Origin of the sequence: Emcibacter sp., from assembly GCF_048269205.1 — a bacterium.
Lineage (GTDB): Bacteria > Pseudomonadota > Alphaproteobacteria > Sphingomonadales > Emcibacteraceae > Emcibacter.
The window spans coordinates 601,106-613,993 of record NZ_JBLXJC010000001.1; the positions used below are offsets into that span (position 1 = coordinate 601,106).

Annotated in this window: 15 protein-coding genes; 10 read left to right on the forward strand and 5 right to left on the reverse strand. The window is 54.4% G+C overall.

Annotated features, from left to right (window positions below; all coding sequences use genetic code 11):
* Window positions 1-60: 60 nt before the first annotated feature.
* A complete protein-coding gene (locus ACN0YD_RS02860) occupies window positions 61-534 on the reverse strand; it encodes a DUF6265 family protein (protein WP_417317134.1) in 474 nt (157 codons plus the stop codon).
* 162 nt (window positions 535-696) lie between these two features.
* On the opposite strand from ACN0YD_RS02860, the gene ACN0YD_RS02865 reads away from it, so the two are divergent.
* Window positions 697-1,269: a GNAT family N-acetyltransferase gene (locus ACN0YD_RS02865; RefSeq protein ID WP_417317135.1), complete on the forward strand. Its 573-nt coding sequence runs from the start codon at window positions 697-699 to the stop codon at window positions 1,267-1,269.
* Window positions 1,270-1,348: 79 nt separating this feature from the next.
* On the opposite strand, the gene rpoH is transcribed toward ACN0YD_RS02865, so the two are convergent.
* Together rpoH and ACN0YD_RS02875 are read right to left on the reverse strand one after the other, a co-directional pair.
* Entirely contained in the window at window positions 1,349-2,251 is a 903-nt protein-coding gene (gene rpoH / locus ACN0YD_RS02870; RefSeq protein ID WP_417317136.1) for an RNA polymerase sigma factor RpoH, read from the reverse strand.
* Between the two features lie 145 nt (window positions 2,252-2,396).
* Window positions 2,397-3,440, reverse strand: coding sequence for an RluA family pseudouridine synthase (locus ACN0YD_RS02875; RefSeq protein WP_417317137.1), 1,044 nt, complete (start codon window positions 3,438-3,440; stop codon window positions 2,397-2,399).
* Here ACN0YD_RS02875 and ACN0YD_RS02880 point away from each other — a divergent pair.
* Both ACN0YD_RS02880 and ACN0YD_RS02885 read left to right on the forward strand, forming a co-directional pair.
* A complete protein-coding gene (locus ACN0YD_RS02880; protein WP_417317138.1) occupies window positions 3,439-3,834 on the forward strand; it encodes a hypothetical protein in 396 nt (131 codons plus the stop codon). The genes ACN0YD_RS02875 and ACN0YD_RS02880 overlap by 2 nt on opposite strands.
* 4 nt (window positions 3,835-3,838) lie before the next feature.
* A complete protein-coding gene (locus ACN0YD_RS02885) occupies window positions 3,839-4,243 on the forward strand; it encodes a Mov34/MPN/PAD-1 family protein (protein WP_417317139.1) in 405 nt (134 codons plus the stop codon).
* On the opposite strand, the gene ACN0YD_RS02890 is transcribed toward ACN0YD_RS02885, so the two are convergent.
* Window positions 4,232-4,573, reverse strand: coding sequence for a DUF3253 domain-containing protein (locus ACN0YD_RS02890; protein ID WP_417317140.1), 342 nt, complete (start codon window positions 4,571-4,573; stop codon window positions 4,232-4,234). The two genes, ACN0YD_RS02885 and ACN0YD_RS02890, sit on opposite strands and share 12 nt — an antisense overlap.
* 149 nt (window positions 4,574-4,722) lie before the next feature.
* Between ACN0YD_RS02890 and ACN0YD_RS02895 the strand changes: the two genes are divergently transcribed.
* Window positions 4,723-5,349, forward strand: coding sequence for a LysE family translocator (locus ACN0YD_RS02895; RefSeq protein WP_417317141.1), 627 nt, complete (start codon window positions 4,723-4,725; stop codon window positions 5,347-5,349).
* Here ACN0YD_RS02895 and cysQ read toward each other — a convergent pair.
* Entirely contained in the window at window positions 5,344-6,141 is a 798-nt protein-coding gene (gene cysQ, locus ACN0YD_RS02900; protein WP_417317142.1) for a 3'(2'),5'-bisphosphate nucleotidase CysQ, read from the reverse strand. The two genes, ACN0YD_RS02895 and cysQ, sit on opposite strands and share 6 nt — an antisense overlap.
* Before the next feature lie 106 nt (window positions 6,142-6,247).
* Between cysQ and ACN0YD_RS02905 the strand changes: the two genes are divergently transcribed.
* The 6 genes from ACN0YD_RS02905 (at window position 6,248) to ACN0YD_RS02930 (ending at window position 12,798) form a co-directional block, all read left to right on the forward strand.
* The gene (locus tag ACN0YD_RS02905) at window positions 6,248-6,886 is read left to right on the forward strand and encodes a histidine phosphotransferase family protein (protein ID WP_417317143.1); all 639 of its coding nucleotides are present in this window, start codon (window positions 6,248-6,250) and stop codon (window positions 6,884-6,886) included.
* Window positions 6,887-7,037: 151 nt separating this feature from the next.
* Entirely contained in the window at window positions 7,038-9,911 is a 2,874-nt protein-coding gene (locus ACN0YD_RS02910; RefSeq protein ID WP_417317144.1) for a chemotaxis protein CheW, read from the forward strand.
* A gap of 12 nt (window positions 9,912-9,923) precedes the next feature.
* A complete protein-coding gene (locus ACN0YD_RS02915) occupies window positions 9,924-10,382 on the forward strand; it encodes a chemotaxis protein CheW (RefSeq protein ID WP_417317145.1) in 459 nt (152 codons plus the stop codon).
* Window positions 10,383-10,426: 44 nt separating this feature from the next.
* Window positions 10,427-10,792: a response regulator gene (locus tag ACN0YD_RS02920; protein ID WP_321394071.1), complete on the forward strand. Its 366-nt coding sequence runs from the start codon at window positions 10,427-10,429 to the stop codon at window positions 10,790-10,792.
* An 84-nt stretch (window positions 10,793-10,876) separates the two neighbouring features.
* Entirely contained in the window at window positions 10,877-11,965 is a 1,089-nt protein-coding gene (locus ACN0YD_RS02925) for a protein-glutamate methylesterase/protein-glutamine glutaminase (RefSeq protein ID WP_417317146.1), read from the forward strand.
* The gene (locus ACN0YD_RS02930; protein WP_417317147.1) at window positions 11,962-12,798 is read left to right on the forward strand and encodes a CheR family methyltransferase; all 837 of its coding nucleotides are present in this window, start codon (window positions 11,962-11,964) and stop codon (window positions 12,796-12,798) included. Before ACN0YD_RS02925 ends, ACN0YD_RS02930 begins: the two co-directional genes overlap by 4 nt.
* Window positions 12,799-12,888: the final 90 nt, after the last annotated feature.

Here is a 12,888-nt window from a genome sequence, read left to right on the forward strand (position 1 = left end):
TGGACCCCGGCTTTCGCCGGGGTGACGGTGGAGGGGTCTGTATTCGGGCCACTCGAGCCCTCACTCATCCCGGCCGAAAATGACCGTAAAGCCGCGGCCGTCGGGGCCGCGCACGTCGGCCTCAAGCTGACCGTCCCGGAGCCGGTAATGAAGCCTTGTCGGGAAATCATGATCCGGGTTTTCGAACACCGCTTCCTGTTCACTGCAGGTGGTAAGCCGGAACGCCACCGGTTCTTCATTCTGGCTGGCCATGACGGTATAGAAAATGCCGCCGTCCTTTTCCTCCAGCAGCATGCGTTCCTCGAAGGTCACTTCGCCACTATCCTTAGTGACGGTCTGGCCGAAGCCTTTGAAGCTTTTCTCACCGGTCCGCTCCCAGACCTCTGTGGTGCGGCTTTTGTCATCGCCAACGGCCCAGTTGCCGGTCAGCCAGTCGAGAGCTTCAAGGGGGCAGGGCGGTCCCTCCGCCCGCGCCGTAGCGGTAAGGACTAAGGAGAGCAGCAGGCACAGGACGGATGTGGTTCTGAAAGGCATGATTTTTCCCCGTTTTTTATCCCTCTTATGGTGGCATATTTTTGTTCGAATGTCCTTATCTATCTGAAAAGACAAAAAAATATTCACCTCTGTCAAAAAACTGTTAGAGTTCCCGCCTATTGTTTGCCGGTCACTGACAGGGCGTGTAATTGGGGTGGAAATATGAGTGCAATCATCGACATCAGGGAAACGGAAAAAGCCGATCTTTCGGTAATCATGGATATTCATCGCCGCGCCTTCGGCGGTGAGGGGGAAGTGGTGGCAAACCTCACCCGCGATATCCTGGCCGATCCCACGGCCCGGCCGGTGCTTTCCCTTCTGGCGGAACGGGACGGTGAACCGGTCGGCCATATTCTGTTCAGCAATGTGCGGTTTGACGGGCTCGACCGGCATAGTGAAAACCTGCCGTTGTCCCTGTCCATTCTTGCCCCCCTGGGTGTGCTTCCCGAGGTGCAGGGGCAGGGTGTGGGCGGCGATCTGATCCGCTGTTCCCTCGAGGTTCTGGCCGCCGCCGGGGTGGGGCTGGTCTTTGTGTTGGGCCATCCCGGTTATTATCCCCGTTTCGGCTTTTCGCCCGCCGGAAAGCAGGGCTTTGACGCCCCCTATCCAATCCCGGCGGAAAATGCCGACGCCTGGATGGTTGAGAAGCTTGGCGATGTCAGGCTGCCCAAGGGCTTCCATGACCGCATCATCTGTTGTGAGGCGCTCAGCAAACCGGAATACTGGCGGGAATAGTGGCGCCATAAAAAAGCCCCCCCCAAAAAAAAAGCCCCGGTATTTCCACCGGGGCCATGCTGTAGGAAGGTATGTGATCCTAATCCGCATTATGGGCGAGGGCGGCGGGCTGTTGGGCCTTTGCCGCTTCGGTCATGGCTTTCTGAAGTTTTTCAAACGCCCGGACCTCGATCTGGCGAACCCTTTCGCGGCTGATGTTGTAAATCTGGGAAAGCTCCTCCAGCGTCGACGGGCTGTCTTTCAGGCGCCGTTCGGTGAGGATATGCTGTTCACGTTCGTTCAGACCCTTCATGGCGTCGGCCATCAGGGTCCGGCGGTAATCCAGTTCCTCGCTTTCCGCATAGGCGGTTTCCTGGTCGACACTGTCCTCGTCCACCAGCCAGTCCATCCATTCGCCTTCCGCGTCGGCGCGCATGGGGGCATTCAGGCTGTGGTCGGCACCGGCCATGCGCCGGTTCATCTGAACCACGTCATTTTCCGACACATCCAGCCGGGTGGCGATCTCCGTCACCTGGTCCGGGTGCAGGTCGCCTTCATCGACGGCCTCCAGCTGGCCCTTGAGGCGACGCAGATTGAAGAAAAGTTTTTTCTGGGCGGCGGTGGTGCCGATTTTCACCAGTGACCAGGAACGCAGGATATATTCCTGGATGCTGGCCCGGATCCACCACATGGCATAGGTCGCGAGCCGGAAACCCCGGTCCGGGTCAAAGCGCTTGACCGCCTGCATCATGCCCACGTTGCCTTCGGAAATCAGTTCGCCGATGGGCAGGCCGTAACCGCGATAGCCCATGGCGATCTTGGCCACAAGCCGCAGGTGAGAGGTGACAAGCTGGTGGGCGGCATCCCGGTCGCCCTGTTCCCGCCAGGATTTGGCCAGCATGAATTCCTCTTCCGGTTTCAACATTGGAAACTTGCGGATTTCCTGCAGGTATCTTGTCAGGCTGCCTTCCGGCGTTAATACGGGTAAGTCTCTACTGGCCATAAGCTCTTCTCCACCTTGCAGCAGTGCTGCTTTCTACTGCATTTTACTTTTTTTGCGATCCCGGAGTCAAATCGGATTGATTAAACCCGATCGGTCATTACGGTCGCCGTTGCCTTCTGTGTGCGCCCATTATTGTTATAAGGTATCAATTTTCTAAGGCGGCAATAAGGCGTTTCATGTCATTTGGGAGGTCTGCCTCGAATTTCAAGTGTTCGCCGGTCACAGGATGTTTGAATCCGATCACATATGCGTGAAGAGCCTGGCGGTGGAAATTGCCGACGGCTTCGCGGGCTTTTTCCGAAAAATTCTTCAGGGGCGGGCTGCGGCGGCCATAGAGAGGATCCCCGATCAGAGGATGTCCGGCGGCGGCCATATGCACCCGCACCTGATGGGTCCTGCCGGTCTCCAGCTCGCATTCCACAAGCGAGACGCTGGGCGGTAGGGCAGCGGCCCTGATTTTCTTGCCGCCGCCGGTTTTCTGGACCTGGCGCGGCGGTTCCAGCCTGCGCACGACCCGGTAATTGGTCAGTGCATGTTTGCCGCCTTCCTTGACCACGCCCATGCGCAGGCGGTTATGGGGATCGCGGCCGATATTTTCCTCGATAAAGCCGTCTGCGGGGTTGGGAACGCCCCAGACCACGGCAAGATAGGCCCGCTCCATCGAGTGGTTGGCGAATTGTTTGGCCAGTTTTTTATGGGCCTTGTCCGATTTGGCCACCACCATCAGGCCGCTGGTGTCCTTGTCGATGCGGTGGACGATGCCCGGGCGCTTGACGCCGTTGATGCCGGACAGGCTGTCGCCGCAGTGATGAATCAGGGCGTTGACCAGGGTGCCGCTCCAGCTGCCGGGCGCCGGATGGACCACCATGCCTGCCCTTTTGTTCAGCACGATCAGGTCGTCGTCTTCATAGACGATATCCAGGGGGATATCCTCACCCTCCGGGTCCGGTTCGGTCAGGTCGGGAATTTTCACCCGAAACTGCTCATCCGGTTTGACCCGGTGGGACGGGTCGTCTATTGTCTGCTGATTGTTTTCCGGGCCGGTATAGACCTGTCCTTCGGTGATCAGTTGCTTCAGGCGTGAGCGGCTGATGTCCGGCAGGTGTGTAGCCAGGAATTTATCGAGACGCAGGCCCTTGTCCCCGTCTTCAACACTCAGCTCATATATTTCAGGATCATTGTTCGTCATGTCAGAACCACAGATGCCAGTTAATCCCCGCGTACTCAAGTGGATTGTGATTATTTTGGGAATTTTAATCATCCTCGGCCTCGGGGGGATTATCCTGACCATCGCCAGCCGGCTAAGCAACATGGCGGAGAAGAAGGAAGCGGAGCGTCTGCAGCAGGAAGCTATGATCGAGCGTCCAATGCCTGTAGAGCCGGCCTGGGCCATGACCGGCGGTCTGCTTTTCCCGGCTGAAGTGGCTGTGCCGCTTGAAGCGGGCGAGAATGTGGCCTCCGTCCAGATGGTGCCGCAGGGACTGCTGCTGACCATTGAACGGGGCGGCGAGACCACCGGCCTTTTGCTCGTCAGCCCGGACGGCACCCTGCGCAGCCGGTTCACCATCACCCAACCTGAATAAGGTCATGACCCTGCGCGTCCCCCGGCAATGTCTTCAGAGCCTGAGGCGACATGCGGAAGAGGCCTATCCTGATGAGGCCTGTGGTCTCCTGATAGGTTGTGAAGGGGAAGTCACGGAGGTGGTGCCGGCGAAGAATATCTGCCACACCCCGAAAAAGGCTTTCGAGGTCGATCCCCAGACCCTCATTGACTGGCAGAAAAAGCTGCGCGGGTCGGACCAGCATATTCTCGGGTCTTACCATAGCCATCCCGACCACCCGGCTGCACCGTCAGAGCGGGACCGGGCGCGTATCTTTGAGGAGGGGCAGATTTGGGCGATCCTGTCGGTCACGCGGGACGGGACAGGGAAAATCAATTTCTATCGGGCAGAAAGGGGCGACTTTACGCCCCTTGAAGTCTCAGTCTTCTGATTTTTCCCGCTTCGGGAAGCTCACACCTTCGACAGGCGCGGAAAATTTTACCAGACCCTTCATTTTTTCCGGATCGATGGGTTCCCCCCGGCGCAGGATGCTGATCCTGCCCTTGCGCGCCAGATGCTTGGCCTGTTGCTTGACCGCCAGCATATATTTGCGCCAGTAATCCTGCGGCGCCTCTTTCGGCGCGCGGTCATTTGAAATCATGATGGCGATATCCCGGGGCGAGGCGGTTTTGCCGTCTTCAATCGCTTCCATGATATAGCTGATGACATAGTCCTCGGTCTTTTCTCTTTCTTCCGGTGACAGGTCGTTTGCAGTGTTCATATCCGTATCCTTTGCTTCCCGCGCTCTAACATGAATTTTTCCTTGCCGCTATATTTCTTTTCCATGAAATGACAGAAAAATCCCCCTTCGGGCTTTTCAGGGCCGGTTCATGGGCTATATATAGGCAAAACCAAAAACCGGACCAGTAAATGTCGCCAGTATATATTATATGGGGAGTCCTGATCGGAATTATCGTGGCGGCGCCCATGGGACCCGTCAATATCCTTTGTATCCGTCGCACCCTGACCCACGGCCCCATGAACGGTTTCATCATCGGTATGGGGGCCGCTTTTGCCGACACCATCTTCGGCGCCATTGCCGCCTTCGGCCTGGCCGGGGTGACCCATCTGCTGAATAGCTACAGCCTGTGGGTGGAGCTGATTGGCGGCGTGATCCTGCTGGCGGTGGGGCTCAGGATCTGGAACAGTCACCCGCATCTGACCGATGCCCGGGATGATGCCAGCGACCGGATCAAGGCCTCGGTCGGCGCTTTCCTGCTGACCATCACCAATCCCATGACCATCCTCGGTTTTGTCGCTATCTTTGCCGGTCTCGGTCTTGGCAATATGGCCAAAACACCTCTTAACGGCCTGATGCTGGTGGTGGGCGTTCTTCTCGGCTCGGCGCTCTGGTGGTTTGTGCTGACCGAGGGGGTGGCCCACATGAAAAAGAAACTGACCGACGATCACCTGTTGTGGATCAACCGCGCCTGTGGTCTCGTTGTCATCGGTTTCGGCCTGTGGGCCCTGGGCAAGAATATCCCGCTATTATTATAGATTAACTTTTCCGTTGGCGATAAACGCGCCGTTGCGAAAATCTGGCTTGCCGTACAGGAAAGGCGTGCCGTCCGGATTGACCACTTCCCCTCCGGCTGCCCTGAGGACCGCGTGGCCGGCGCCGGTATCCCATTCCATTGTCGGACCAAAGCGCGGATAGATATCCGCCTCTGCACTGGCGACCAGACAGAATTTCAGCGAACTGCCAACGGATGTGGTGTCGCTGATGCCGTACCTGTCGAGGAATTCGTTGGTGGCCTCGTCCCGGTGAGACTTGCTGGCGACACCAACGATGCCGCTGGCGGGGACATCCCGTACCCGTATGGGGGTGATATTGGAGGTGGCGCCATTGTTGTCCACATCCATGATCAGGGCTTCATCGGCCGACTTGGCCAGATAGAGCTTGTTCAGGGCCGGGGCGTAGACAATGCCGAAGACCGGCAGCCGGTTTTCCACCAGGGCGATGTTGACTGTAAAGTCGGAACCCTTCTTGATGAATTCCTTGGTGCCGTCCAGCGGGTCCACCAGCCAGAACCGATTGTCCACATCAGGAATGTTTCCGGCTGCGGCGCTTTCCTCGGCCACAACCGGGATATCCGGGGTCAGGGGCACGAGATCGGCCAGGATGATCTTTTCCGCGGCTTCATCTGCAACGGTAACAGGCGAGGTGTCATCCTTGAAGACCACCTCGAAATCCTGAGCGTAAATTTCCATAATTTTCTTTCCTGCCTCTATGGCGGTGGGCACGAGTACCTCTGCAAGTTTTTGAAAATCAATGGGCTGGTCGGTCATAAATTGAAACTTTCTTCTTTACTGCGAATGGCTAATGTCGTTAATTTATGTCCCATTATATGCCTGTAAATCCGGCTGTCACCTATCTTGAGAGAAAAGCGTACAGATGAAAGATATCGAATTCGCCGCCCTGTTATGTTCCAGACTTTGCCACGACCTGATCAGCCCGGTGGGGGCCATCGCCAACGGCATTGAAATCCTGGCGGATGAAGACGATGAAGTCATGCGCGAGGAAGTTCTGAAACTTCTGGACCGCAGCGCTTCCCAGACCTCGAACCGGCTTCAGTTTTTCAGGTTGGCCTTTGGGGCCGCCGGCGGGTTTGGCGAGGAAGTGCCGCTGGACGAGGCGGAAAAGGCCGCCCGCGCCCTGTTTGCCGCTGCGAATGTTGAGGTGGACTGGCAACCTCAGATCGGTGTTCTGAACAAGGATGCCATAAAACTGATGCTGAACATGTTGCTTCTCGCCGGGGAAAGCCTAATTCGTGGCGGACAGATGACTGTGCAGATCGAGGACCTCGGCGATAATGTACTGATTAACATAACTGTTGCCGGTGACAAGGTTATTTTCCAGGACAAGATCAGTGATGTGCTGCTCGGCAATGTGTCGGATGAAAATATTGAACCCAAAACCGCACCAGCCTTTCTGGCCCGGAATGTGGCGGAGAAAATTGGTGCCGGCATCAGTAAAACAGTCCATAACGAACAGAGTTTCTCCCTTTCTGCTTCCTATGCGACAAAACGTTAAGTTCGCCCTGAAGGCCGCGTATTCCCTTTTATTTCAGCAAAAGATCAAATAGTTCCAGAAAAGCCAAAAGACTTTACAGCTTTTTAACCAATTTCTCTCATCTTAGTGAAAACTAAAAGTATCTTTATCCCCAAGGAAGAAGGTTGAGAGTATGGATGATCTGTTAAACGAGTTTCTGACGGAAACAGCGGAAAGTATTGATGTTGTAGACGTCGAACTGGTCACCCTGGAGCAGGACCCGAACAATAAATCCGTTCTGGATAATATTTTCAGGCTTGTACACACGATTAAGGGCACCTGTGGTTTTCTGGGCCTGCCCCGGCTTGAATCTGTTGCCCACGCTGCTGAAAACGTTCTCGGCAAGTTCCGCGATGGTGAAATCCAGGTAACACCCGACGCCGTTACCCTTATCCTTGCCTCTCTCGACCGTATTAAGGAAATCCTTGCCGGACTGGAAGCCACCGAGGAAGAACCTGCCGGGGATGACAGCGAGATTATCTCAAAATTGAATGCCATGGCCTCAGGTGAGGCTGCACCGGCGGCTGCCGCCGTTGCGGCTCCCGAACCGGAGCCTGAGCCTGAGCCGGAACCTGAACCCGTGCTGGAGCGCGAAATCGTTTCTTCGGTCGGCAAGGTGCCGGGCGAGGTTACACTTGAGGAACTTGAAGCTGCATTTCTGGCTGCCCCGGGTCCCGAGGAGGAAGAGCCGGCTGAAGCCGCCGTTGCGGAAGCCCCTGCTGAAGAGCCTGTAGCAGAAGAACCTGTTGCTGTCGAAGCAGAAGCGCCTGCGAAGGAAGAAGAGGCCAAGGAAGTTGCCGCAAAGAAAACGAGCAACGAACCCAGTGTGGCCAATCAAAGCATTCGCGTGAACGTGCATTTGCTTGAAGATCTGATGAATATGGTTAGTGAACTTGTACTGACCAGGAACCAGCTGATGCAGATTCTGCGCCGTTCAGGTGACACAGAATTCTCCATACCATTGCAACGTCTGAGCCAGTGCACCACGGAACTGCAGGAAGGGGTTATGAAAACCCGCATGCAGCCTATTGGTAATGCCTGGGCCAAACTGCCCCGTATCATTCGCGACCTGCAGGTGGAACTGGGCAAGAAAATTGACCTGCAGATGCTTGGCGCTGATACAGAACTTGATCGTCAGGTACTTGAACTGATCAAGGATCCGCTGACCCATATGGTCAGGAACTCTGCCGACCACGGTATTGAGATGCCTGCGGATCGTAAGGCAAATGGCAAGAAGGAAACCGGTACCATCCGTCTGAACGCTTTCCATGAGGGCGGACATATCATCATTGATATTACTGATGACGGCGCCGGCCTGCCAGTTGATAAATTGAAAGCCAAGGCGTTGAAAAACGAACTGGCCACTGAGGCTGAACTGGCTGAAATGTCCGATCAGCAGATTCAGAAGTTTATTTTCCATGCCGGGTTCTCCACTGCCGAGAAAGTGACAAGTGTATCCGGTCGTGGCGTCGGCATGGATGTGGTGCGCAGTAATATTGAAAAAATCGGCGGTACCATTGACCTCAAATCGATCGAAGGCAAGGGCACCAGCTTCTCCATCAAGATTCCGCTGACCCTGGCGATTGTCTCCGCCCTGATTGTTAAATCTCGGGAAGAGCGCTTTGCCATTCCGCAGATCAGCGTACTGGAGCTGGTCCGGACGTCCGATGATTCAGAGCATCGCATAGAATATATCAATGAAACGCCTGTTCTGCGGCTGCGTGATCGTCTTCTGCCGCTTGTCTATCTTGAGAAAATTCTCGGCTTCGGTAACCCGGTTGCTGACGAACCGGGGAAAGACAAAGCAGTTTCTGAGAAGGCTGTTGATGACAAAGTGGTTACTGACAAAACGACGACTGATGAACCGGCCACTGGCGACCAGGTAACTGATGTACAGAACGGTGACGAAGAAGCAGATAGAAAAGAAGACTTTATTGTCATTACCCAGGTCGGGGCCTTTACTTTCGGGATTGTGGTTGACCAGGTCTTCGATACAGAAGAGATTGTGGTTAAACCTGTTGCGCCGATCCTGCGTGATCTGAATATCTACTCCGGTAACACCATCCTCGGTGACGGCAGTGTGATCATGATCCTGGATCCGAACGGTATTGCCTCCGAGACCGGCGATGCCCTGTCCGACCTGTCCGACGCCGATGGCGTTGATGACGAAGGTGTTTCCATCGCCAATGTCTTTAACGAGAAAGAGGCTATTCTGCTGTTCCGGGCCGGCGATAATGTGCAGCGGGCCGTGCCCCTGTCGCTTGTTGCCCGTCTCGAGGAAGTTGATGCAGAAAAAATCGAAACCTCTGACGGTCAGCCGGTTGTGCAGTATCGCGGTCAGCTGATGCCGCTGGTAAAGCCGTTTGAGAATATGCAGATTCGTGAAACTGGCCGTCAGGCGGTCCTGGTCTTTACCGATGGTGGCAGGACCATGGGGCTGACCGTTGACGAGATTGTGGATATTCTTGAAGACCGCATCGAAGTCGAGCTGTCTTCCAAGATCCCTGGCCAGATCGGTACGGCCGTGATCAACGGCAAGGCTACCGAAGTTATCGATGTTGCCTTCTATATTGAGAAGGCCTTCGGCAAGGTTGGTGGTACCGGCGAGAAAGAAAAAGTCGAGAATCGTCAGCAGATCCTGCTGGTTGATGACAGTCCGTTCTTCCTGAATATGATCCGTCCGCTGCTCAGCGCAGCCGGGTACAATATCACGGCGGTCAGCACGGCAGCGGAAGCTCTGGCGCTGAGGGACAAGGGACGTCAATATGACGTAATTATCAGCGACATTGAAATGCCTGAAATTGACGGCTTCGCCTTTGCCGAGAAGGTGCGCAAGGACGGTTCCTGGCAGGATACACCACTGGTGGCCCTGTCATCCCGTTCAACACCGCAGGATTTTGAACGCGGACGTGAAGCCGGTTTCAATGATTATGTAACAAAACTGGACCGTGAAATGCTGCTGGAAACCATTACCCAGCAGCTCGGCACCAAAGTGACAGCAGCTTAGGGAGTACTGGTTATGACAACGAGTGTAAACAACAATGATTTTGTAACCATACGTCTTGCCGGACAACTGTGCGGCATTCCGGTTCTCACTGTGCATGATGTACTGTCTTCCCAGAAGATAACAAGAATTCCCCTGGCGCCCGACTCTGTGGCCGGTGTGCTGAACCTGAGGGGACGTATCGTGACTGCGATCAATCTGCGCAAACGGCTGGGGTTGCCGGAAGCGGATGACGAGAGTCAAAAAATGAGTGTGGTAGTTGAATATGAAGGCGAGCCGTATAGTCTACTGATTGACAAAATAGGGGACGTGCTTTCTCTTCCTGAGGAAGCCTATGAGCGCAATCCAGTAACACTTGATTCATGCTGGCAGGAAGTTTCCGGTGGGATCTATCGTCTTGAAAATGAACTTCTGGTTATTCTGGATGTTCAAAAACTACTGAATTACGGGGCTGATCAAGCTGCCGCAGCATAAGGCAGCAGATCAAGTATTTAAAGAGAGTCTGGAGAATTAAAAAAATGAAATCCTGTCTTGTTGTGGATGACTCAAAAGTTATCAGGAAGGTTGCGCGAAGAATCCTGGAGGAACTCAGCTTTGAAGTGGTTGAAGCTGTAGATGGACAGGATGCGCTTGACGCATGCAAACGTTCAATGCCGGATGTGGTCCTGCTGGACTGGAATATGCCCGTCATGAACGGTCTTGACTACCTGAAGGCGCTGCGGAGCACTGATGGTGGAGATGGTCCGGTTGTTGTTTTCTGTACCACGGAAAATGACATGAGCCATATCAGCGCCGCTATTTCTGCCGGAGCCGACGAATATATTATGAAACCCTTCGACCGTGAAATTATTGAATCAAAATTTTCTCAGGTAGGTTTAATTTAATAGGAAGTCCATACAGTGAGTTCACCTGTCTTAAGTCAAGATGTGCCAGGGGGTAATAAGCGCAGAACCGGTCCGTATCGCGTTATGGTAGTGGATGATTCTGCCGTTGTCAGGGGACTCGTCGCCAAATGGTTGGGGGATGACCCCGCTGTTGAGGTTGTTGCCACCGCCAGCAATGGGGATATGGCTCTGAAAAACCTGGCCAGCGCCGATCCGGAAATTGTGGTTCTGGATATCGAGATGCCGGTTATGGATGGTCTGACGGCACTTCCCAAAATTCTTGAACATAGCAATGAAATACAGGTCTTGATGTCCTCCACACTGACAACGCGAAATGCGGAGATTAGCATGCGCGCCCTTTCTATGGGGGCGGCGGACTATGTCTCAAAACCGGAAAGCACCCGTGAAGTGACAACCTCCCTGAGCTTCCAGCAGGAACTGGTAGGGAAGGTTGTCAATCTGGCTGCGGCACGTCGGCTGCAGAGTGGTGGAAAGGTTTTCAAAGGGGGCAAAGCCAGCACTCTGAACGAGGATATTCTGCCTCAGGTTTCGAGCCGGGGGGTGATTTCCAAACGCAAGATGTCCTCTGCAATGCCGAAAATTATAGGTGTCGGCAGTTCCACCGGGGGCCCTCAGGCACTTTTGAAGTTTCTAAACTCCATGAAGGATGAACTCAGGTTGCCGGTACTCGTGACCCAGCACATGCCGCCCGCTTTTACCAATATTCTGGCGGAGCATCTTGGTCGTGCCACCGGCCTGCCCTGCAAGCAGGCGGAAGATGGTGATGTGATTCAGACAGGACATGTCTATGTGGCACCCGGTGATTATCACATGATTGTGGAAAACAGAGATGGTCAAAAGGTCATCAGAATTAATCAGGATGACCCGGAGAATTTCTGTCGTCCTGCCGTCGACCCGCTTTTCAGGAGTCTTGCCAAGCTGTTTGGATCGGCAACACTGGGTGTTGTCTTGACCGGCATGGGGCATGATGGTCTGAAGGGAGCTCAGGAAATTGTTAATGCAGGAGGAACAGTGATCGCACAGGATGAGGCAACCAGCATTGTCTGGGGAATGCCCGGCGCAGTAAGTCAGGCCGGGTTGTGCAGCGCAGTTTTGCCGCTTGATGAGATCGGCGAAAAAGTTATTGATATTACCAAGGGAGAAGCACTGTGAGATCAGAAGATTTTCAGCTCATAAGCGGTATCCTTAAGGACAGATCCGGCCTCGTTCTCACGGAAGACAAGGTGTATCTTCTGGAAAGCCGCCTGACACCGATTGCACGTCAGAAAGGCATGGAAAGCCTTGATGACCTCATTGGCGAAGCCCGGAAATCAAGCAACGAAGCGCTGCTGGACGAAATCACGGAGGCCATGACAACCAACGAGTCATTTTTCTTCCGCGATAACACACCTTTTGATCATCTTCGTGACAAGGTTATGCCTGAACTGATCGAGCGTCGTGCGAACATGCGCCGGATCAGGATCTGGTGTGCTGCGGCATCTACCGGACAGGAACCCTATTCCATCGCCATGATCCTCAAGGAAATGGAAGCCAAAATTCAGGGCTGGAACGTGGAGATTATCGGTACCGACCTGTCCAACCAGGTTCTGGAAAAGGCAAAGGCCGGTCTTTACTCCCAGTTCGAGGTGCAAAGAGGCTTGCCCATTAAGCTGCTGATCAAGTATTTTTCCCAGGTCGGCGAAATGTGGCAGCTGAATGAAGATCTGAGAAAAATGGTCAGCTATCGTCCTTTCAACCTGCTGGAAAGTTTCTCCATGCTGGGAAGTTTTGATATTATTTTCTGTCGTAACGTATTGATTTATTTTGATCAGGCAACCAAGACAGAGGTTCTTGACCGGATGCGCAACCAGATCGCCGATGACGGGACATTGTTCCTTGGCGCTGCAGAGACAGTTCTGGGGGTTACCGACAAGTTCAAACCTGTTGCGGGCCATCGCGGCATGTATGTGACGGCCGAGGGCGGTGCCATGCTGGCTGCGGGCTAGATAACTTCTTACTCGCTCGAGGCAAAATAAAGAGAGGGCCGGCTTCCCAACAGGAGCCCGGCCCTTCAGTTTTTGGTAAACGTGTTAAAT